Source organism: Microcoleus sp. MON2_D5, from assembly GCF_036701905.1.
Classification (GTDB): domain Bacteria; phylum Cyanobacteriota; class Cyanobacteriia; order Cyanobacteriales; family Microcoleaceae; genus Microcoleus.
Window position 1 is genome coordinate 1 of the sequence record NZ_JAUBRM010000031.1, and the last position, 22262, is coordinate 22262.

Here is a 22262-nt window from a genome sequence, read left to right on the forward strand (position 1 = left end):
ATTAAACCTTCTATTTGTCTTTCTTTTTCATTTTGATTGGCTTCCATTTGCTTTCTCCCCTTTCATTTATTATCAAACTTTCCTATTTTACCATAGAAATTCATATTTACATCTCAAATGGAATTGCTATATCAGGATAGTTTAGCTATTGCACAGCAAATCCCAGACCGTCGTATGGAAGGCGTGGCACTAACAAATTTGGGCGGTTTTTACCATATCCAGGGTAACTCTACTCAAGCAATAGAGTATTTAAAGCAAGGTTTGCTCATTGCACAAGAAATTTACGATCGCCAACTTGAAGGAGCCGCATTAGGAGGTTTAGGAGTGGTTTACCGCTCTCGTAAAGAATATGCTACAGCTATGCAATGCCTACTGAAAAGCTTGAATCTTATGCAAGACATTCAATACAGTAAAGGTGTGGAAAAGTCTTTTATGAATGTGGGTGCAGTTTACCGTCGTCTCAAAGATTATACTAATGCGGTTGAGTGTCACAATCAGCATTTATCAATAGCAAAAGAAATACAAGACCCATTGGGTCAGAGACAGGCACTAGCAGATTTGGCATGGATTTATTACCGACAAGAAGATTACAATCGAGCTATTAACTTTTACCAGCAAAGTTTGAGCATTGCGCGACAAACAAAAAGTGACATTGAAGGAGAGTTTTTGGCCTTGTTTGGTTTGGGAATAACTTACACAGCTTTAAAAAATTATATCAAAGCAATTGAGTGCTACCAGCAGGCTTTACCAATTGTGCGACAGATTGGCAACCCGATAGAAATAGCTGTATTATTGGGTATTGCGGAAGCTTATAAGGAACTAAAAAGTTATCCTAAGGCTATAGAGTATTATCAGCTAATATTAATTCTTCTAAGTGAAGTCAATAACAGTGAAGCCGAAATCTTGGCTCTGGTTAGTGTGGGAGAGATTTACTCTCAGCAAGAAGATTACGTAAAAGCAAAAAGTTGTTACGAGCAGATTATATTATTGGCACAAACAACAGGCACTCGTGACATGGAAATGGTAGCATTGGCTCGTTTAGGATCTACCAATTTAAAACTAGGATACAAACCACAAGCTATTGAGTTATACGAGCAGACATTACCAATTGCCAAGGAACTTGGGGAATATAAACGAGAGATATTAATACTGATTAAATTGGTTTTTTTGTATTTAGAACAGGAAAGATATTCCAAGTTATTTAAATCTTTAATTCGGCTGGCATTTAAACATTGGTTAGTTATACCAATATTTATGGGATTATTCTTTGCCTTAGCCTTAATAGGAATATTTTATGTTATTATATCAGCGATAATCTGGGGATTGGCTGCACTTTTCCTCAGCGTAATTGTTACATTTATATTGTGGCAATTTTTCCAAACCATTAAGAATAGTCAGGACCAAGGTGGATGATACGCAACTTTTTAGTGCACAAATTGACCTAATTTGTAATTGGCTTTAATTTTATCCCAGTTTTGATTATCCATCACTTACTATCGAGAACTCAAAGACTTTCATTAAGTTGCTTCATATCCCCTTGCGGCTGCACTTGCTTGTGCAAACTAATTTTGTCGCCCACTTCATACCCCGAATAAAAACCCGCCGCGCTGCTGACTTGAGAATCTGTTCTAGTTTTGATTTTAACCCCTCGGCCCTCTAGATAATCCGCGATCGCCTGTTGATTTTTCTCAAACATCGATCGCACTACAATCCCTGGAGTCGCCGCCACATCCGCCGAACCCGGAATCCCCGACTCTTCCATCTCCTGTTTTTGTTCCAACAATCTTTGTCTCAACCTTGTCGCGCATCCAACCCGAAAAGCATTCAGATACGCCAACCCCCTGCCGTTTCCTTTGCGGTAATTTGCTCTTTTTTCAATTGCCGAACTCAAATACTCGTACAGGTGTTTGCAAACAATCAGGTTAGTAGAAGTTCCCACCAAAAACATACTGCCCGTATAAGTATTTCGCATGGCATTGCAACCGTTAGCGTCGGCAATTCCCGAAAGCAGCATCATTTTCCAAGTGACAAATTTCGAGGTTGTTTCAACTGAGTTTTCGTCAATCTCTTCTTGGTGATTTGGCCCTAAATCCGCGAGGCTAAGATTGTACTGTGCCAGTAAAAGGGAAGCTTTTTCGGCTGCCGCAGTCGATTCGTTTTCATTGGATGAGGTGGCGAGGGCTAAAAGCTTTTTGATTCTTTCGACAATACTTGTGTCTGCCATTTTTCAATCAATTTTAGGGTGAGAGTAAGCGGTGGCAAGGATTCGGCGATATTCTCATTTTAGTATAGCTGGGAATGTGCGAGGTTTTTTGAGGAGGATTTTTTTGAACCGCAGAGGGCGCAGAGGGCGCAGAGAGAGAAACAAAACAGTAGATTTATTTTTCTTTAAACTCTTGTGGGGTGGGCTTCTAGCCCGCCCTAAAAGTTAATTTTAAATGCAGAATAACTTAACTATTCGAGGACTTCCAGGACTGATTTGGGCAGCAATTTATCTTTAAACCAGACTACTTTTGCTGGCACATCATTTACATTCACCCCGGCTTTTTCTAAATTCAGGCGTTCGGAAATAGCTAAAATCAAGTTATCGCATTCAGACTTCTGTACTTGTGCAAATTTCTTTTGCAAATACTCCGGGCGCCAATAGCCAACTATTTCTAATAAAAATACTCGCCCGTCGGGATGCACCAACCGAAAGTCGGGAATCATCACACTACCTGGAATCGGAATTAAATCAACTTCTCGCTCTAGTTGCCACTCGGTTTTTGTGGAATTCCATCTTTCAGCAAATGCGGCTTCTAACATACTATCATAAGGCTTGCCAGGGGGATAGTGGCTGACTAAACCGCAGTCGGAATCTAGGGTGAATTTACCTGTTTTCAAAACGCCACTAAAAGGGTCTTTTGTGTGCAGAGTCGAGTGCATACTCCATTTGGTGACGTGCAGCAGTGCCGGCAGCATTTTCGCCAGGGCTAAGCCGTAGCGGGTACTCGGTTTGAATAAGCTTGTAGGGCCGTCTATTGTCAGTGTAAAACCGTGGTCTGCATCGCCTTCGATGTAAGTCATTAATTGAAATAGTTTCAGATAGCGAAATAAGAGTTTGTATTCTCCTGGATCGTTGCGGTGGGCGGTTAATTGGACTTGACTTGCTCGGTAAAATATGCCTTGAACTTGAGAAAGATTGTATTTGTGAAGCAAGTTTTCGGGTGTTGGTGCATTAAACTCAGTGAGGATTTTGTTTTCGTTTAAATCCGCGTATAAACCTGTAGTGATTTCGCTGGGTAAAACTTCTCTGTTTAACTCTTGGCTGAGTTCACTTGCTACTTTTTCGAGGGTTAATTGGGTGGATTGAGGGCTGGGAGTCGATCGGGCCGACAATGCAAAAACCCGCTGTCTCAACTCTGAGGGTTCTAGGGGACTGATGACTTCCAAGGTGCAGAAACCGCTTTTTAGCAGGTGCGCTAATCCCCGTTTCAGCCGATAATCCGGGCTGTCGCCTTCTAATTCTAGCAAGCGTCCGTCGAGTTCGCCTTGGGTTTTGCCGATCGACTCTTGGAAGCAGTCGATCATTTCCCTAGCTATTTCTAAGTTTTTAGCATCTATCTTGAGGCGGAGTGGAATAATTGATTCTCCGTTTTGGCGGTGACTTAATAAATCAGTGGGTAGCATTTGTTAATAGTTTTTTATTTTTAACGAACCGCGAAGAGGCGAAGAACGCGAAGGGAAGAGAGAGTAAGAAAGAGAGTGTTTAGAAATAGTTTGGGCTTGCTACCAGGGAATTTCATCATTGTCTTCTCCCCATTTTGCGGGTGATTCTGCTGCTTTTTTGGTTGTCTCTCGGTTGACTCCGTAAATCGGTGTCGGTTTGACAATTTCTAATTTCTGATATTCTGGCTTTGGCGGTTCTATTTGTGTTTGTGGTTGCGGTTGTTGAGGCTGCATTCCTCCTCGGCGGCGTTGAGAAGTTCTTTCTTCGCTGGTGTCTTCGGTGACGACTTCGTAGAGAATTGCTAACTTATTTACATCGCTGCTTTTGCGGAGAACTCGACCCAATCGCTGGATGTATTCGCGTTCGCTGCCGGTTCCTGACAATATGATAGCAATTCTGGCGTCTGGAACGTCCACTCCTTCGTTGAGGACGTGGGAGGCGACGAGGGTTTTGTATTCGCCACTGCGAAAGCGATCGAGGATTTCGTGGCGTTCTTTGACTGGGGTTTGGTGGGTAATTGTGGGGATGAGAAATTCTTGGGAAATTCGGTAAACTGTGGCGTTGTCACCCGTGAAAATTAGCGTGCGCTGGGGAGAGTGCTCTGCTAGTATTTTGGCTAAGATTCGCAGTTTGCCTTCGGTACAAAGGGCGATTTCTTTGGCTTGGCGGTGGGCTAGCATGGCGCGCCGTCCCAGGGGCGATCGCGCGCTTGCCATGATAAACTGTTTCCAACCTTCGAGGCTGGATATTCTGATGTTAGACTGTTTTAAGAAGTCGTTGCGAATGTTGATTAATTCGGCGTAGCGGTCGGTTTCTTCTGTTGAGAGTTTTACCATAATTTGAACTATTTTATGGTCGGCTAAAGCATCGCCTGCCAAATCTTCGGGTCTTTTACTAAATACTGTGGGGCCGATGAGAAAATGTAAATCGCTGTGGCGGCCATCTGTGCGATCGGGTGTGGCTGTCAGTCCGAGTCGAAAAGGCGCGATCGCATATTCGGAAATTACTCGATAAAAGTCTGTTGGCAAATGGTGGCATTCGTCAAAAACCAGCAAACCATATTTATTGCCCAAGGTTTCTGCATGAATACTTGCACTGTCGTAGGTTGCGACTAAAATTGGCGTTTTGTCCCGCGAACCTCCGCCCAACAATCCGATTTCGATGTCGGGAAAAGCTGCTTTTAAATTAGCATACCACTGGTGCATTAAATCGAGAGTTGGTACTACAATTAATGTACTGCGACCAGTGACTTGCATCGCTAATTGTGCCAGATAAGTTTTGCCGGAAGCGGTGGGGAGGACGACTACTCCTTGGCTTCCTGCTTCCTGCCAAGCTACGAGGGCCTGTTCTTGATGTGGGTAAGGCTGCATTTCCACGCTGGGTAAGAGTTCGAGTAGTTCGTATCCCCTTGCTTCGTCGGTGAAGTGAATGCACTCGGCTTGGAGGCATTCTACCAGCGGGCGGTAGTGAATGGCTCGAATGCGGTATTTTTCCACGCGATCGTCCCAGGTCGCAAAGTCCACCCAGTCTCTGCCTTTGGGCGGCGGGTGTAGCAGCAGCGTTCCGCGATCGAATGTTAAGGTAGGTATCCGTGGCATTTGTTTTGAGACCCCCTGAGTGCAAGCCTGTTAAATTATAAGTGACCGATAAAATATATTGACAGCAGACTCTCTATCAGCTATTATCTAATCACATCTATTAAACCCTAATGTATTTTAATCTAAAATAGGGTTAACTTAAAATTAAATAGTAATCCTTTCAGGATTTGTCAAGGTCAATATTTCTTTCTTTCTCCTTCTCTACAGCATCAGATGTTCCTCTACAAAAAATCTCGTTCAAAAATCAAATAGGATTACCATAACATTTTTTGTAGCCGATCAAATTTCCCAAATATCAAAAAGGTCAAAAAAATGTAGTAGGGACTTTAGTCACTGTTTCTGAATTGGCAAAAAAACGTAGACACTGACTATAAAATGCTTGGTATTGATTAGAGATTTTCGCCAGGGCTTCGAGTTCAATTATCATCGGAATAATATGTTTGATTTTATCGAATACAAAAAAAGATTTTTACAAGCGACTAAGGACTGGAATAACGAGAAATGGAATAATTTGGATGACAATCCATTGGTGCTTTCGGCCCCAAAGCTTCAAGATTGTCACGTTAAGAATTGTCGCTTTGTTGAAAGTCGATTAAAGATATTGGAATATGTGCCGAAAGATAGTGTGGTGGCTGAGGTGGGAACTCAATACGGGCGCTTTGCGGAAAAAATTCTTGCTATTGCCAAGCCCAAAAAGCTGCATTTGATCGATTATAATTTTGATTTATTCAAAGCAGAAATCAGCAAAAAACAAAAAAGTCTAGTTCAAGAAGGGATAGAAAATGGAACGGTAGAGCTTCACGAAGGGGATTCTTCGACAATTTTAAGGAGCTTTCGTGACGAGTATTTTGACTGGATATATATCGATGCCGACCACGAATATCAAGGTGTATGCAAAGATATTCAGCAAGGTTATACTAAAGTTAAAGCCGAAGGAATGATGGTTTTTAACGATTACACGAATTGGTCGGTATGCGAGGTGATGCCTTACGGTGTGGCGAAAGCAGTCAATGAGTTTTGTATTGCGAATAACTGGGAACTCGTATTTTTTGCCTTTCAGTCCCTAGGCTATCACGATGTTGCAATCAGGAAAAATACTGGGGAAACGGCACTGCGAATTCCGGTGGAGGAATCCAATTCCGAATTGCAGAATTACCAATATCAAATTCAACAGCTACAGTTACAGTTGGAACAAGCTAAAAAGACGATCGATTTGATGGAAAACAATCAATCTGGGAAATTGCGATCGATCTGGCGGAAAATCCAACAAAAATTATCCTAGCCCAGCCGGATTGCCAAATCTAAAATCTACAATGGTATTGTCCCGCTGGGGATGGTTTTTAGGTTAGATTCGATCTATGTATGCCTGAGATTAGAGGTTATAGATGGAAATAGGCGTCCCCAAGGAAATCAAGGATTTAGAGTTTCGGGTCGGGCTCAGTCCCACAAGTGTCCGGGCTTGTTCGGACAAAGGCCACACAGTTTTTGTGGAAACGAATGCTGGTGCTGGGGCTGGTTTCGCCGACGAGGACTACGTTGAAGCAGGGGCTAAGATTGTTTTAAAGGCTTCAGATGTCTGGAATCGCGAACTAATTGTTAAAGTTAAAGAACCGCTGCCTGCTGAGTATCCGCTGATGCAAAAAGAACAGTTGCTGTTTACATATTTGCACTTGGCGGCCGATCGCACATTAACCGAGCATTTAATCAGCAGCGGAGTCCAGGCCATCGCCTACGAAACCGTCGAACTCCCGGACAGAAAATTGCCGCTGCTGACGCCGATGAGCATTATTGCAGGGCGTTTGGCCGTGCAGTTCGGAGCTCGGTTTCTGGAACGGCAGCAAGGTGGCAGGGGCGTACTTTTGGGCGGCGTACCGGGAGTGAGACCGGGTAAAGTTGTGATTTTGGGCGGCGGAATTGTCGGCACAGAAGCAGCGCGAATTGCTGTAGGAATGGGCGCGAGAGTGCAAATTTTGGACGTAAATGTCGATCGCTTAGCCTACTTGGAAACTCTGTTCGGTTCCAGAGTAGAATACCTCTACAGCAGTCCTTTGCAAATTGAAGCTGTTATCCCCGATGCTGATTTGTTAATCGGTGCGGTTTTGGTCTTAGGTAAAAAAGCTCCGGTGCTAGTTTCTCGCGAATTTGTTGCGAAGATGCACCCCGGTTCTGTGATTGTTGACGTAGCCGTTGACCAAGGTGGCTGCGTGGAAACTTTGCGGGTAACTTCTCACACAAATCCTACTTATGTGGAGGAAGGAGTTGTGCATTACGGCGTGCCCAATATGCCCGGTGCCGTGCCTTGGACTGCGACTCAAGCTTTGAATAACAGCACTTTGCCTTATGTTTTGCAGTTGGCAAATAGCGGGATTAAAGCTTTGGAAATGAATCCGAGTTTGGCGAAGGGATTGAACGTGCAGAATCACCGATTGGTGCATCCGGCCGTGCGCGAGGTTTTCCCCGATTTTGCCGATTAGATTCCCATTTTTTCAGCAAATCCCGTAGGGTGCGTCAGAGCAAAGCTTGTGGATTATTAATAACCGGACGCGATCTGACGCACCCTACTCAACTACACAGCGTTTTGCCATGTTTGGCTAACAGTAAATCCTCGAAACTAAAGCATTTCTCAACCCGAACAGTAATTTGTGCAAAATATTACTCGGCGCCCAGAAAAAAAATAAATTCCCTAAAACACTTGACAGATTCGCGGAGGTATGGCATAGTAGTAATTCGTGACCGATGCGGAACTGGCGGAATTGGTAGACGCGCATGATTCAGGTTCATGTGGTGCAAGCCTTCCGGGTTCAAGTCCCGGGTTCCGCATTCCAAAGGCAGAAGGAAGTTTGGGGTTAACCCGGTAAAGGCAATAACCCCATTCGCTCTGCTGAATTAAACAATGCTGACAAGTATTCAAAACCCCCTAGTTAAAGAAATCCGCAAGCTGCACAGCTCGAAGGGACGCAGGGAACAACAATTATTTTTACTCGAAGGGACGCACTTACTCGAAGAAGCTTGCGCGGCAAAATACCCGCTAGCAACGGTTTGCTGCACTCCAGAATGGCTGGAGCAGCACGGGGAACTTTGGGAGCAAGTTGGTAATTTAGCCGATCGCAGACAATTAGTAAGTGCAAAAGTCTTAGAGTCGATCGCCACTACAGTCCAACCCGACGGCATTGTCGCCACTGCACCCCGCACCGCAACAGAGCCCGCAAAATTGTCAACTTTAGGAATAGCCCTAGAAACAATCCAAGATCCCGGCAACTTGGGGGCGATCGTCCGCACGGCTGCGGCTGCTAATGCCGACGGTTTACTGCTGAGCGCAGACAGCGCCGATTTAGACCATCCCAAAGTGCTGCGCGCCTCGGCAGGAGCTTGGTTTAAGCTGCCAATGGCAGTCAGTCCAGATTTAACCGCCGAAGTCTCGGCCTATAAAAATCGAGGAATGCAAATTTTAGCAACTGTCGCCGGGGCCAGTTTAAGTTATTGGGAAGTAGATTTGCGAGTGCCGACTCTGATAGTTTTGGGCAACGAAGGCTCTGGTTTGTCGGAAGAATTGAGGAGTTTGGCCGATCGACAAATCCAAATTCCCCTGAGTCGTGGCGTAGAATCTTTAAATGTGTCGATCGCCGCAGCCCTCATGTTGTACGAAGCTCAACGGCAAAGAACTGATTAGACTTATTGCATAAATTTTTGATTGATAGGGAAACCGCAGATAAACGCAGATAAACGCAGATTCATTTCCAGATAGGAGAGCGAATGCCTGCAATTCAAATCTGTTATTTAATTGTTAATTAATCCTTATCTGTAGGACGGGTTCATCAATATGTGTAACTTCAGATTTATACCCTTGGACAGACGGGTGGCCTGAAATCTGGTTTTTTCACCAAAATACCTCCTTACAGCCCGCAGATTCGGTAAAAAGCCCGGTTTCTTGGGTCCGAGTGCGATCGCCAAATGAAGCTGCCGGGCATTTAAATTGTATTTTTCACTTCGCTCTGCCCCAGCGTTTCCTCCCCCTCTCCCCATCTACCCCTCTGAGATGTGGCGGATGTTGTTTATATTGATGCAAACTGTAAAGCCAGGAAAGGGGGTACTCTCGTATCAACAGTCCTGGCTGGTATGAAATAAATATGAAGAAGTGTAGCCAAGTGTTCTCACAAATGTTAAGATTCTTAACATAACGTAGTATTGTGCACGCCCCAACCAAAACCTAACCTGAGATGGTGCTGACTGGGAGTAGTAGCTCGCTACCATAAAATTAAGCCTCTTTAAATGGAAGGAAAGCGCAAGTCCCCGCCCGCTTTCCTTCCCAGCTAAAGCTAGGGGTTTGCGACTACCGCAAACCTTTAGAGGCACAGATCCTCAGCGGGAAAAGCTCATGAAAACTCTTAAGTCCTCAGATACAGATTCTGTTCGCGCTTACTTGCGGGAAATCGGCCGCGTTCCCTTGTTGACCCATGAGCAAGAAATACTCTTCGGGAAACAGGTACAGCGCTCAACCGCACTGCATCAGGAGAAAGATATTTTAGCCGAAGAGTTAGGCCGCGACCCGACGGCGGCTGAATGGGCACAGGCAGTTGGGCTGTCTGAGGCACAGTTGCAGCGGACGATCGAGCAGGGGGAAAGGGCAAAGCGCCAAATGGTGGAAGCGAATCTCCGCCTGGTAGTGTCTGTTGCCAAGAAATATATCAAGCGCAACGTAGATTTACTGGATCTAATTCAGGAAGGCACGATCGGGATGCAGCGGGGAGTAGAAAAATTTGACCCCACTAAGGGCTACAGATTTTCTACTTATGCTTATTGGTGGATTCGTCAGGCAATTACTCGGGCCATCGCCGAAAAAGGCCGCACCATCCGCTTACCGATCCACATTACCGAAAAGCTCAACAAAATTAAAAAGGCTCAGCGCCAACTTGCTCAACAGCTCGGTCGCGCGGCCACGGCTGCTGAATTGGCATCAGAGCTAGAATTGACTCCCAAACAGATTCGCGAATATCTCGATCGCGCGCGCCTGCCACTTTCCCTGGACTTGCGCGTGGGAGACAATCAAGATACAGAGTTGGGCGATTTGTTGGAAGATACGGGTACTACGCCAGAAGATTTTGCCCTGCAATCTTCCCTGCGGACTGACTTAGACCACCTGATGGCGGAACTGACTCAGCAACAGCGAGAAGTGCTCGCCTTGCGGTTCGGTTTAGAAGACGGACAAACCCTAACTTTGGCAAAAATAGGCGATCGTCTCAACATCAGTCGGGAACGAGTGCGGCAAATAGAACGGGAAGCTTTGACCAAACTCCGCAAGCGCAAGCAAGATATCAACGATTATCTAGCCAGCTAGGTAGATTGGGGATTGGCGATCGGGTCCCCCCCACTTGCAATCCCCAATCTAAAATCGTAAAAACCGCCGCTTTTAATTCGGTTGTGCCCACTTGGTTGCTATGACTGTCCTGCTACATTAGTAATTACTTAGTAATAAAGATCAGCAGCGATCAGATAAGGGTTATTTAATTTAACCGCCCGCGTCTAACATAACAAGCTGTGTCTGAAACGGAGGTACTCGTGAGCAACTCATCTAATAAATCCCCAGAATTCTTTGAAGAAGACGGAGAAAATACCAACTTATTATGGCAATACGTGCAGTCAATGGCTCCCGACACAGTTTCTCAGTTGTCTAAGCCGACTTCTCACGAAGTGTTTCAAGTAATGGAGCGAAATATTGTTGGACTTTTGGGGAATTTGCCTTCGGAACACTTCGGGGTGACAGTGACTACCAGTCGCGAACATTTGGGTAGATTGCTCGCCTCGGCTATGATTAGCGGTTATTTTCTGAAAAATGCCGAACAGCGAATGACTTTTGAAAAGTCCCTACAAGCCAGCGAGAGACACGGCTCGGACGATTAGTAGATTTTGAACATTTAAGTGATCCAAGTGTCAAGCCCCCCCTCGCAAGATGGGGGCTTAATATTTTAGATTTTAGATTTTAGATTTTAGATTTTAGATTAAATAATTGAATAATTATTGATATTATTCTTAAATTCCCAATACCCAATTCCCAATTAATATGTCTCTTCCTCCTTTGGCCCACAAAGTTATCGGCGTTGCTGCAATCTGGAACGATCGCCAACAAATTTTGATTGACAAGCGCCGACAACATGGACTGCACGGGGGTTTCTGGGAGTTTCCGGGCGGAAAAATAGAGCCTGGGGAAACAATCGAAGCTTGCATAAAACGGGAAATTATGGAGGAGTTGGGGATTGTCGTAGAAGTTGGCGATCGCTTGATTACAATTGACCACGACTACACTAAATTTACAGTTAGACTATACGTGCACCACTGCCGCCACGTCAGCGGTGAACCGCAAACGATTGAATGCGATGAAATTCGCTGGGTGACACTGGACGAAATTGACCAATTTACTTTTCCCAAGGCAAACGCACAGATTATTACTGCACTGCGGAAAAGTTGAGCTGTAATATAAAATTCGGTTGCTACTGAACAACTCACAAATGACAGCTAACTTTTATTTTTGGACGGGCAGAGTAAAGTGAAAACAACTGCCTCTATCGGGTACAGAATCTACCCAAATTTGACCGTAGTGGGCGCGGATGATGCCTTGACACAGAGACAGTCCAATGCCGTAACCGTCTGTTGATTTATCTCGCTGCAAGCGAAAGCTGTCTTCAAAAATGCTCGCGCAATCTTCTTCAGGAATTCCCGGGCCGCTGTTGCAAATGCTGACTTGAACTTTGTAAGCGGTGCGGTGGAGAATTGAAAGATTAACAGTTCCTCGGTCTGGGGTGTACTTGCTGGCGTTGTCAAGCAGGTTGACCATGACTTGTTTGATGCGATCGGGATCGGCATAAACCAAGGGCAAATCTGCGGGAATGTCTGTTTCTAAGTTTAGACTTTTCGCCTGAAATTTGTCTTGAAACTGCAAGATTACATCTTGACAAATCTCCCCCAGTTCGATTCTTTTTGGTTCAATGTGGAGTTGAGCGTTTGTACCCCGGGCTGCTTGCAGGATATCTGTAATCATACGATCGACAATTTGGATTTGGCGGCGGGCTTGTTTCATCAAATGAGCCGCCAGACTCGGTGTCAAACGCGACTTTTCCCCCTCTTTCACCTTCTGACTTGACTCCAAAGTCTCCAAAGCCAAAGATGCTGCCGTCAAGGGATTACGCAAGTCGTGAGCTAGCATCGCAATAATCCGGTCTTTCAACTGCAACTGCTCTTGCAGGTGTTCTTTTTCCTGTTTGAGGCGAAAAACTTCATCAGAAAGCTGCACAAGTTCGGCGGCGCAAGCAACGGAATAGATGGGTTTTGGGTTAGTCAGGCTTTCAGCAAGTGCTGGGGCTGACTGCTGCTGAGCTGCGTATTCTTCTACAGAACGCTTCCAGCGGGGCCACCAGTGTTCGAGTTGGGCGATCAAATTGCTGCCGGCGAGAGTTTGTCGCGGCTCGGGATGAATTTTGAGCAGCGAGGGAGTGGCTACAAGTTTAAAGTGTTCGGCTAAATCGGGCTGTTCTCCTACGTCGATGATTTGAAGCTCAAAGTCGCACTCTGCCTTCAAATCCTTTAGGGACTTGCGGATGTGTCTGGTCTGTTCCCGGGAAGAGGAACGCTTGTCTACAAACAGCAAAAGCTGTAAAAGCGGTGCGGAATTGACCTGCTGTTCGGGAGAACAGTCAGTGCCACTGGTGCCGGGTGTTGGATGGACGCTGTTGAGCTTTTCGATCGGGTGAAAATAATTGAGCATTGCCGAGCCGAGTTATTTCACTTCTACTTTAATTTAATACTTACTTTAGATTTATGCTATTGTCCGATAATTTCATTACAAGCGGGCAGATGATATTTTTGAGATGGAAGAAAAATGAGTCGCTGCGGGTGGTGGTTCAAGTAGCGGCCGCCTTTTTTGTGCTGTGCCTGTTGCTGACGCTGCACCGCTACTACAGCTTTTACGCTACTTACGACCAAGGCATTTTCAATCAACTTTTTTGGAACGGCACTCGGGGTCACTTGTTTGAGAGTTCCCTCTCTTCGGCTTTGTCCACTAATGTGGTTCACCAAAACCAGCTCCCGGAAGTATCTTACTATCGGTTGGGGCAGCATTTCACCCCGGCGCTAATGCTGTGGTTGCCAATTTACTCGCTGTTTCCCTCGCCCGTCACTTTGACTGTGTTGCAGGTGACTTTAATTACGGCGGCGGGAGGAGTGCTCTATGCTCTCGCCAGACACTATCTGGAACCGAGGCTGTCGGCGACAATTGTTGTGAGCTATTACTGCGCTAACGCGGTTATCGGCCCGACTTTGGGCAATTTTCACGATATTTGTCAAATGCCACTTTATGTCTTTAGCTTGCTGCTGGCGATGGAGAAGCGCTGGTGGCCGCTGTTTGGGATTCTGGCAACTTTAATTTTGGCCGTGCGAGAAGATGGGGGAGTTGTTTTATTTGGCGTCGGAGTTTACCTGATTTTGAGCCGGCGCTACCCGAGGACTGGTTTAGCCGTCTGCATACTCAGTTTTGGTTATATGATCGTCCTGACCAATCTGATTATGCCTTTGTTTTCTGCTGATATATCCCAGCGGTTTATGATGGAACGCTTCGGTCAATATGCCGATGGAGATGAAGCTTCTACTCTAGAAATTATTTGGGGAATGGTGAGCAATCCCGGGCGGTTGCTGGCTCAATTATTTACGCCGTTTTTTGGTAAGATTAGATACCTCCTTGGCCAGTGGTTGCCATTAGCTTTGGTTCCAGCTTTCGCGCCTGCGTCTTGGATGATTGCTGGATTTCCGCTGCTGAAGCTATTTTTAGCGAAAGGAGAGTCAGTGCTGGCGATTAATATTCGCTATGCGATGACTGTGGTTCCAGGGCTTTTTTATGGGGCGATTCTGTGGTGGGCCCAGCGTCAAAAGGAAGAAGATAGAATGGTGAAAGAGGAAAGAATGTTTTTGCGTTTTCCTTCTGCTTTATTTCCTCTGCCTTCATCTTCAAAGTTTCGCCGCTTTTGGGCGTTTTGCATCTGTTTGTCGCTATTTTTTACCTTCACTTCTAACCCAAATCGGACTTTTTCTTTGATTTTGCCCGATGCGATCGATCCTTGGGTGCAGGTTCCTCTCGTCAGACAATGGCAGCACGTTTTGCAAGTGCGGCCGCTGTTGGCTCAAATTCCTGCTGATGCTAGCGTGGCAGCAACGAATACTATTGTGCCGATTTTGTCAAGTCGCCGGGAAATTCTCAGGTTTCCGATGTTTGAACTCCGCAATGATGCGGGGAAGGCAGTGAAGATGGAATATGTAATTGCCGATCTCTGGCAGTTGCAGCAGTATCAGGCTGCATTTCGCGCGGAACGGGGACAGTTGCGGGAGATCGTACCGGCGATCGATCGAATGTCCAAATCGGGAGATTACGGAATTGTTGGCTTTGAAGACGGCGCGATTTTGATGCGTCAGGGTGCTGTTTCTAATTCTGCATCGGTTGCTGCTTGGACCAGTTTTCGCCGCGAATTGGAGCCGATTTTGAAGAAAGGGTAAGCGGGTAGACGAGCTCGCCATTGCTTGCTTCAGTGGCTCAAATCTTGAGGAAACCTGTTTTTTTGGCAGCAATGGCGATCGAGCAATTTCGTGCAAAAACCAGGTTTAGGCATGATTTTCTGTCTTGCTTGCTGCCAAAAGTCAGGCATTGGGCATCAACTTACGATCTCCTCAAATTTGAGGCTGATTATTATACAATAAATCTGTTAATCCTAAACATTAAGATATATAAATTATTTGGAGGGAGAAAGATGAAAATTTTGGTATTGGCATGGGAGTTTCCTCCCAGAATCGTAGGCGGTATCGCCCGCCACGTATCGGAACTATATCCAGAATTGGTGAAGCTGGGGCACGACATTCACTTAATTACAGTAGAGTTCGGCCATGCGCCGATGTACGAAGTGGTGGAAGGAATACGTGTGCATCGGGTGGTTGTGGGGCACGCCAAGGACTTTTTTCACTGGGTGGCGAACCTCAACCAAAGCATGGGTCACCAAGGCGGAAAACTGATGCTTGAGGAAGGCCCCTTTGATATCATCCACGCTCACGATTGGTTAGTGGGAGATGCGGCGATCGCCCTGAAGCATACTTTTAAAGTACCGCTAATTGCCACCATCCACGCCACGGAATACGGGCGCTTCAACGGCATCCACAACGAAGGGCAGCGCTATATTAACGCCAAGGAAAACGACCTAGCTTACAACGCTTGGCGGGTAATTGTTTGCAGCGATTATATGCGGCGGGAAGCCGAACGGGTACTATCGACTCCGTGGAACAAAATAGAGGTAATTTACAACGGAATCAGGTCGGAAAAAAAGCCCCGCTGGCACGAATTTGACGCGATGAACTTCCGCCGCCAGTTTGCGGCAGACGACGAAAAAATAGTCTATTATGTAGGAAGAATTAGCTACGAAAAAGGCATTGCTGTATTTCTGAATGCTGCACCTAAAGTAATTTGGGAAATGGGAGGTAAAGCGAAAATTGTAATTGTTGGCGGCGGCAATACAGACCATCTCAAACACTTAGCTTGGAATTTAGGAATTTGGAATAAGTGTTATTTTACTGGCTTCATGTTTGAGGAACATCTCGACAAATTCCAGACGGTGGCTGACTGCGCGGTTTTCCCGAGTCTTTACGAACCTTTTGGGATTGTAGCATTAGAAAGCTTTGCTGCAAGGGTGCCGGTGGTTGTGTCGAATGCGGGCGGACTTCCAGAGGTGGTGGTGCACAGTAAAACTGGCGTTGTTACTGAGGCAAACAATCAGGATTCTTTGGCCTGGGGAATTTTGGAGGTTTTGAAAAATCCGGGTTACGCGCGGTGGTTGGTTGACAATGCTTATGAGGATTTGGAACGCCGATTTAGTTGGCAGAAGTTGGCGATGGAAACCGAGTGGGTTTATCACCGGGTTGTGGAGGAAAGGGCTGAGGTTGATTGGTAAGAATGCTGACTGTTGACTCTTGACTGTTCACGGTTGACTGTGAGTAGAATATCAAGTTTTTTTGTTGCAAATATTAAGAAATTGTAACACAATGATATAGATACACTCGACCTCAGCTTGAGCGCACTCAGAAGATTTAAAGGGAATTAGCATCTTGAATATTTTTAGGGACATCGATCCCCAACCCAGACGCAGCTTGCTGACTTTATTCACCGCAGGGCTGCTATTCTGGTCAAGTTTGGCTTCGCTGCTGCCAACTTTGCCGCTGTACGTTCAATTTGTGGGCGGTACAAAACAGCAAATTGGCTTTGTGATGGGTGCATTTGCGATCGGACTTTTGCTATCGAGGCCGCAATTGGGCAAAATAGCCGACAGCAGGGGACGAAAACAAGTTTTGCTTCTAGGTGCGTCAGTCGCTGCGATCGCCCCTTTGGGCTACCTGCTAGCTCAATCTATCCCCTTACTGTTACTTATTCGCGTTTTTCACGGCATTAGTATCGCCGCTTTTACTACAGCTTACAGCGCTTTGGTAACAGATTTATCGCCGCCAGGAAAGCGGGGCGAATTAATTGGTTACATGAGCTTGGTGAATCCTATTGGTTTAGCAGTTGGGCCAGCTATTGGCGGATTTGTGCAAGCTTGGGTTGGTTATACTCCTTTGTTTGCGATGTCGGCGGCGTTCGCTGCAATGGCTGTATTTTTTACCTGCAAAATTGCCGAACCTAATTTTGAAGATTTAACACTCTCGGACTCGCTATCTGAGGACAAAAATAGCCAAAAATACTGGGAAATGCTCTGGAATCCGAGAGTGCGGATTCCGGCTTTAGTGTTATTGGTGGTTGGTTTAGTATTTGGAACTTTGAGCACTTTTATGCCTTTGTTTATCCAAGAAACCAAGGCTAATTTGAATCCTGGATTATTTTATTCTACGGCGGCTATCGCCAGTTTCGGTATACGGTTGCTCACGGGACGGGCTTCGGACAAATACGGCCGCGGCTTGTTTATTTCTGGCGGCTTAATCTGTTATGCCGTATCTATGTTATTGTTGTATTTTGCTAACAACAGCAGTGCTTTTTTAATAGCAGCTTTAGTTGAAGGTTGCGCGGGCGGTACGGTTTTGCCGATGATGGTAACGCTGATGTCGGACAGGTGCGAACCTTATGAAAGGGGCCGCTTGTTTTCGCTTTGTATTGGCGGATTTGATTTGGGGATTGCGGTTGCAGGGCCGACTTTAGGCTTTGTTGCTGAACAAGTTGGCTACAGAAATATGTTTGGTTTTGCGGCTGGACTCGCTGGTTTGGCTTTGCTGGTTTTTATTACTCAGTCTAGCAAGGGCTTATCTAATTCGATGAAATTTGCGATCGGTCGAGGCAAAGATATTTATGCTTTGAATCAGTAAACGTACCAAATTAAAAAAGTTATGAGTTTTAAGTGGTGAGTTGAATTAATTTCTTAATTCAAAACTCAAAACTCAAAATTCATAACTTTTAGTAGTGGGCTTGGAGGGATTCGAACCCCCGACCTCATGGTTCGTAGCCATGCACTCTATCCAACTAAGCTACAAGCCCCTGTTGAGTTGAGATTTAATCTAAAATTGATTAAGTTCTTTTCTCACAGAATCTAACAGTAACACCATTACCAAAATAATGCAAGACCTTTCCCAAACTTTTTCTAAATTGCCCGATGTGGCACAGCTAACTCACCTCGACAACAGCGGGGAATCCCAAATGGTGGACGTTTCAGCGAAGGTGCCGACTGTGCGACAAGCTGTAGCTGCAGGCCGGGTGCGGATGTTGCCGGAGACTTTTGCAGCGATTGAAGCGGGGAATGCGCCGAAAGGTGATGTGTTGGGTACTGCAAGGCTGGCTGGAATTATGGCGGCGAAACAGACTGCACATTTGATTCCTCTGTGTCACCCTCTGCCGCTGAGTAGCGTGGAGGTGCAGGTGACGCCGGATGCTGGGTTGCCGGGGTATCAAATTCGGGCGACGGTGAAAATTAAGGCGGAAACAGGGGTGGAAATGGAGGCGCTGACGGCGGTTTCGGTGGCGGCGCTGACTTTGTACGATATGGCTAAAGGATTGGAAAAGTCGATCGCCATTGAGTCAATTCGACTGGTGAGTAAAAGTGGTGGCAAGTCTGGAGACTATGAAAATGTAGAGGCATAAGTTTCCTGCCGAAAGAGGGATGCAGCATTAAAAAAGCTGCACTTATGATTAAAATAGGCACTGAACTACTAATATCAAGTGAAAAACTATGCCTCCTCGTTGGCCCCGCAAACCCGATCGCAATGATCCCGAGTACCGCCGCTTAGATGACCGGATGAATTTTGCTATCCACGTCGGTCTTTTTTCTGCTACCAATTCAGGTTTGTGGTTTGTTCACAATTTGCAAAAGGCTGATTGGCCTTGGGCAATTTCGGTAACGGGTGGATGGGCTCTAGTAGTTTTGGCCCACGCGATTTACCATTTTGCGATCGCCGATTATTCGCCACTCACCAAAGATTCTGGCTGAAGGCAGTTGGCGGCGATTTGTTAAGTCTTTTGATTGATAACAAATAACTTTCGGCTTTTTGATATGGCTAATACTACACAGGCGATCGAATCCTTAGCAGCCGAAATCGGCGAAAATGTCTACATTGACATTGCCAAGTGGCATTTGTATCTCAATGACGCCCACCTGCATACCGTTGTTGCCCAACAACTTTATTCAATGCTGGAAGATGGCAATTTAGATGCTGACCAAGTTGAACGAGTTTTGCAAGGAATTCCAGTCAAGTTGGGCGGCGGCAAGCGGGAAGTGCCACTGGCAGATTTAATTCCGATGCAGTGTCAAGTTCAATTGATGGATGTTCTTGAGGAATTTCAGCGCAAAATGTAAAGTAAAGGGCGGGTTTTGTACGCAGATTGTGGGCGTTGTGTCTGGTAGTTCGCCCTTAACCCGCCCCGACAATTTTATTTGCGAAAACGCCCCCGAATGCGATCGACAAACATATCAACTTCCGGCAACTTCATCTGACTGACAAACAGGGCAAAAACTCCTAACCCTACAAAACTTGCCACACTCAACTGCACTAATTGAATTACCAAACCTTCAGTACCCAAAACTCTTTGACAGGCTTGCAGAGTAGCCAAGGTAACGAATGCAGTTAGAGAACTGCCAGAAGTTAACCCCAGAAAAGTCAAACTCCACTCCCCCCAAGGCAGGCCACCCAGCTTTTTATCTAATAAGTACAAAAGCATAACCATCGAAGTAAGATTCACTCCCACCGTCGCCAAAACTAATCCGGGCGCGCCAAAAGCTCCTACTAATAAATAATCCAGTAGTCCGTTCAAAAAGATATTGATAATACTGACACGAAAAGGGGTTTCTCCGTCTCCCAAAGCGTAAAATACCCGTACCACAACGTCGCGTCCCAAATACACAAACATTCCAATACTGTAAGCCATCAATATCGGCGTGACAAACTGCGATGCTGACCGATCAAAAGCATAGCGTTCGTAAACCACGCGGACGATTGGCCCAGCCAGCGTTACCATTAAAGCGCTCAGCGGCAGCATCGTAATCCCGGTCAAAACTAAAGATTGACGAATTTTATCTTTTAATTCCGGCCAGTCTTTGGGTTCGGTGAGGCGAGAAAAGATCGGCAAAAATGGCACTAAAATTACATTAGAAATGATGCCTAAAGGAGTCATAACTAACAAGCCGCTGTAACCCAGCGCAGAGGCAGCTTGAGGGATGTAGGATGCAAAAAATAGGTCAGTATAGACGTTAATTTGCAGCATTCCCGATGATAAGGTAGCAGGAACCATCACCTTAATTACTTCTTGCACTCCGGGGCGTTTAAAATTAAACCGCAAGCGCAATGTTCCCAGGCCCGCACGCCACTGCGCCACCAGTTGCACCAACCACTGCAAAACTGCGCCCGCTAAAGTTCCCCAAGCTAACACTAAGCCGCCAATTAGTGCGTATTCTGGTTGAATAATTTTGTCTCCGAGTTGCAGTGCGAGAAACCCCAAACCGCCGACAAGTGCAACGCTGGAAAATAAAGGGCTAATCGAAGGCAACCAATACATATCGGCCGCGTTGAGAGTGCCGAAACCAATGCCGATCAAGCCTGAAAGTAATGCCATCGGCGCCATAATCCGAAATTGCTGGACGGCAATTGCTTTGATTTCTAAACCTTCTGCTGTTCTATTTAATCCCGGTGCTACCAAATCGATCAGCGGATCGGCAAAAATAATTAAAGCGATCGTCACCAACAGCAACAAGCCACCGACTAAGGTGGTGATAGTCTCGACTAAAGGTGCTGCTTCTTTTTTATCTCGGCGGGCTAAAACACTGACTATGGCGCTGTGAAATGGCCCGTTAATCCCTCCGAGCAAAATAAATAAGAAACCGGGGATGACGTAGGCGTAGTTGTAGGCATCGACGGCGACACCGACTCCAAAGGCTGCGGCGATCGCAATTTGGCGCACCATGCCGAAGACTTTGCTAATTAGAGTGGCGAGTGCGACAATGCCGGCAATCCCTGCGAGGGAACGAGAGGGCTTCTGTAATTGGGACACAAATGGTTACAAACGCTAACGCTAAAAGGATTCACTTATTTTAATCGCGAATCGGGAGAATCATATCATGAACTCATAAAACTTCTAGGGGGAATTGCGCTTATACCAATTTTATCGATATTACTGACTTGCGGAAATTCAATAATCGATCGGGACTATTCGCCATAACTACAAACCGCCGTTTCGTGGTATGATGCGTCAATCTAAAATCTACAATCTACAATCTACCATTTAAAAATGATGAAACAAGTGAGTTGATAAAAGCAGATAAATAACATATAGTTGATAACTGATGACCGATTGTGTTAGCTCCCAGACTTATTTCAAAAGTTCGGAACCCGGGATTGGGTTATAGTTTAAATTTAAACTCAAGAATCTAAAATCTAAACTCTAAAATCTAAAATCTAATGAGTGGCTTAATTTACAAATATCCTCCTCTTTTACCCGGAATTCTCATCAAACGTTACAAGCGATTTTTTGCCGAAATTGAACTAGATTCGGGAGAAATAATCACCGCGCACTGTCCGAATACTGGCCCGATGACTGGTGTTTACATTCCGGGCAATCCAGTGCTAGTATCTCCCAGCGACAATCCTAAACGCAAGTTAGCTTATACTTGGGAATTAATTAAAGTTTGCGACACTGTGCCAACTTGGGTGGGAGTTAATACTGGGCTGCCAAATCGAGTAGTTAAATTAGCTTTGGAGTTAAAATTGTTTCCCCAGTTGGGCAATTACAGTTTAATTCAACCGGAGGTTGTTTATGGTACTGATAAAAAAAGTAGAGTGGATTTTTGGCTGACTGGTGAGGAAAAACCGATTTTTCTGGAAGTGAAAAATACAACTTGGGTAAAAGAGGAGTTGGCTCTATTTCCCGATACAGTGACGGAGAGGGGACAGAAACATTTGAGAGAATTGATAGAAGTGGTGCGGCAGGGTTCGAGGGCTGTAATGCTGTATTTTATTAATCGCGGAGATTGTACAGATTTTGCTCCTGGGGATAGTGCCGATCGCCTTTACGGAGAATTGTTCAGACAGGCTATGAGTGAAGGTGTCGAAGTTTTGCCTTGTCGGTTTGACGTGACGCCGGAAGGGATTCGCTATTTGGGGTTAGCAAAACTGGATCTGCTAACCCTAAATGATTAGTTTAAATTGCCTGCATTTCTCGATCGACCTCGACACCAGCGACACCGGGTACGCTTCTTAATCCTTCTAGCTTCGATTGAGAAACTTCTCCAGTAATGATGCCAGTAACAGCTAGCACCTGCTCCACTTTCATTCCCGCCGATTGTAAGGCAGTCACAACAGATTGAATTACCGATAAGTTTTGGTCATCAACAGTTACTATGATGCGCTCTACTTGTTCATCAGACATATTCAGCCTCCTTTGGGCTAAATCCATTGAGCTATTGTCC

The 22262-nt window shown here is 45.6% G+C and carries 20 protein-coding genes and 2 tRNA genes; 15 read left to right on the forward strand and 7 right to left on the reverse strand.

Annotated features, from left to right (window positions below; all coding sequences use genetic code 11):
- Positions 1-117 precede the first annotated feature (117 nt).
- The gene (locus QUA47_RS13250) at positions 118-1413 is read left to right on the forward strand and encodes a tetratricopeptide repeat protein (protein WP_333431082.1); all 1296 of its coding nucleotides are present in this window, start codon (positions 118-120) and stop codon (positions 1411-1413) included.
- A 91-nt stretch (positions 1414-1504) separates the two neighbouring features.
- Here the strand turns inward: QUA47_RS13250 and QUA47_RS13255 are convergent, their stop codons facing one another.
- From QUA47_RS13255 to QUA47_RS13265, 3 genes are all read right to left on the reverse strand, one after another.
- Positions 1505-2224 carry a DUF2786 domain-containing protein gene (locus QUA47_RS13255; RefSeq protein WP_333431083.1) on the reverse strand — a complete coding sequence of 240 codons (720 nt, stop codon included), beginning with the start codon at positions 2222-2224 and terminating at the stop codon, positions 1505-1507.
- A 230-nt stretch (positions 2225-2454) separates the two neighbouring features.
- On the reverse strand, positions 2455-3669 hold the full coding sequence (locus QUA47_RS13260; RefSeq protein WP_333431084.1) for a DUF790 family protein: 1215 nt from the start codon (positions 3667-3669) through the stop codon (positions 2455-2457).
- A gap of 99 nt (positions 3670-3768) precedes the next feature.
- A complete protein-coding gene (locus QUA47_RS13265) occupies positions 3769-5307 on the reverse strand; it encodes a DEAD/DEAH box helicase family protein (protein WP_333431085.1) in 1539 nt (512 codons plus the stop codon).
- Positions 5308-5743: 436 nt separating this feature from the next.
- On the opposite strand from QUA47_RS13265, the gene QUA47_RS13270 reads away from it, so the two are divergent.
- From QUA47_RS13270 to mutT, 7 genes are all read left to right on the forward strand, one after another.
- On the forward strand, positions 5744-6589 hold the full coding sequence (locus QUA47_RS13270) for a class I SAM-dependent methyltransferase (RefSeq protein ID WP_333431086.1): 846 nt from the start codon (positions 5744-5746) through the stop codon (positions 6587-6589).
- Positions 6590-6692: 103 nt separating this feature from the next.
- Positions 6693-7781, forward strand: coding sequence for an alanine dehydrogenase (gene ald, locus QUA47_RS13275; RefSeq protein WP_333431087.1), 1089 nt, complete (start codon positions 6693-6695; stop codon positions 7779-7781).
- Between the two features lie 264 nt (positions 7782-8045).
- A tRNA-Leu gene (locus tag QUA47_RS13280) sits at positions 8046-8127 on the forward strand.
- Positions 8128-8200: 73 nt separating this feature from the next.
- Complete coding sequence (locus QUA47_RS13285) at positions 8201-8977, forward strand: RNA methyltransferase (protein ID WP_333431088.1); 777 nt, start codon at positions 8201-8203, stop codon at positions 8975-8977.
- A gap of 705 nt (positions 8978-9682) precedes the next feature.
- Positions 9683-10642: an RNA polymerase sigma factor, RpoD/SigA family gene (locus QUA47_RS13290; protein ID WP_333287912.1), complete on the forward strand. Its 960-nt coding sequence runs from the start codon at positions 9683-9685 to the stop codon at positions 10640-10642.
- Between the two features lie 221 nt (positions 10643-10863).
- Positions 10864-11205: a DUF760 domain-containing protein gene (locus QUA47_RS13295; protein ID WP_190733183.1), complete on the forward strand. Its 342-nt coding sequence runs from the start codon at positions 10864-10866 to the stop codon at positions 11203-11205.
- Between the two features lie 160 nt (positions 11206-11365).
- Complete coding sequence (gene mutT / locus QUA47_RS13300) at positions 11366-11770, forward strand: 8-oxo-dGTP diphosphatase MutT (protein ID WP_190733181.1); 405 nt, start codon at positions 11366-11368, stop codon at positions 11768-11770.
- Positions 11771-11824: 54 nt separating this feature from the next.
- Here mutT and QUA47_RS13305 read toward each other — a convergent pair whose 3' ends face one another.
- Positions 11825-13063 (reverse strand): histidine kinase, encoded by a 1239-nt coding sequence (locus QUA47_RS13305; RefSeq protein WP_333404315.1) that lies wholly within the window; start codon positions 13061-13063, stop codon positions 11825-11827.
- Between the two features lie 53 nt (positions 13064-13116).
- On the opposite strand from QUA47_RS13305, the gene QUA47_RS13310 reads away from it, so the two are divergent.
- The 3 genes from QUA47_RS13310 (at position 13117) to QUA47_RS13320 (ending at position 17679) form a co-directional block, all read left to right on the forward strand.
- Positions 13117-14841, forward strand: a complete 1725-nt coding sequence (locus QUA47_RS13310; RefSeq protein ID WP_333431089.1) for a DUF2079 domain-containing protein — start codon at positions 13117-13119, stop codon at positions 14839-14841.
- 251 nt (positions 14842-15092) lie between these two features.
- Positions 15093-16280, forward strand: a complete 1188-nt coding sequence (locus QUA47_RS13315; RefSeq protein ID WP_190661880.1) for a glycosyltransferase family 4 protein — start codon at positions 15093-15095, stop codon at positions 16278-16280.
- A gap of 154 nt (positions 16281-16434) precedes the next feature.
- Positions 16435-17679 (forward strand): MFS transporter, encoded by a 1245-nt coding sequence (locus QUA47_RS13320; RefSeq protein ID WP_333431090.1) that lies wholly within the window; start codon positions 16435-16437, stop codon positions 17677-17679.
- A gap of 95 nt (positions 17680-17774) precedes the next feature.
- Here QUA47_RS13320 and QUA47_RS13325 read toward each other — a convergent pair.
- Positions 17775-17848: transfer RNA gene (locus QUA47_RS13325), tRNA-Arg, on the reverse strand.
- A gap of 78 nt (positions 17849-17926) precedes the next feature.
- Between QUA47_RS13325 and moaC the strand changes: the two genes are divergently transcribed.
- The 3 genes from moaC (at position 17927) to QUA47_RS13340 (ending at position 19160) form a co-directional block, all read left to right on the forward strand.
- On the forward strand, positions 17927-18448 hold the full coding sequence (moaC, locus tag QUA47_RS13330) for a cyclic pyranopterin monophosphate synthase MoaC (protein WP_333431091.1): 522 nt from the start codon (positions 17927-17929) through the stop codon (positions 18446-18448).
- Between the two features lie 88 nt (positions 18449-18536).
- Complete coding sequence (locus QUA47_RS13335) at positions 18537-18794, forward strand: 2TM domain-containing protein (RefSeq protein ID WP_006633890.1); 258 nt, start codon at positions 18537-18539, stop codon at positions 18792-18794.
- A gap of 63 nt (positions 18795-18857) precedes the next feature.
- Positions 18858-19160, forward strand: a complete 303-nt coding sequence (locus QUA47_RS13340) for a DUF3181 family protein (protein WP_333219336.1) — start codon at positions 18858-18860, stop codon at positions 19158-19160.
- 74 nt (positions 19161-19234) lie between these two features.
- On the opposite strand, the gene murJ is transcribed toward QUA47_RS13340, so the two are convergent.
- A complete protein-coding gene (murJ, locus tag QUA47_RS13345; RefSeq protein ID WP_333431092.1) occupies positions 19235-20848 on the reverse strand; it encodes a murein biosynthesis integral membrane protein MurJ in 1614 nt (537 codons plus the stop codon).
- A gap of 407 nt (positions 20849-21255) precedes the next feature.
- On the opposite strand from murJ, the gene sfsA reads away from it, so the two are divergent.
- Complete coding sequence (gene sfsA / locus QUA47_RS13350; RefSeq protein ID WP_333431093.1) at positions 21256-21993, forward strand: DNA/RNA nuclease SfsA; 738 nt, start codon at positions 21256-21258, stop codon at positions 21991-21993.
- A gap of 1 nt (position 21994) precedes the next feature.
- Here sfsA and QUA47_RS13355 read toward each other — a convergent pair whose 3' ends face one another.
- Entirely contained in the window at positions 21995-22249 is a 255-nt protein-coding gene (locus QUA47_RS13355) for a hypothetical protein (protein WP_333431094.1), read from the reverse strand.
- Positions 22250-22262 lie beyond the last annotated feature (13 nt).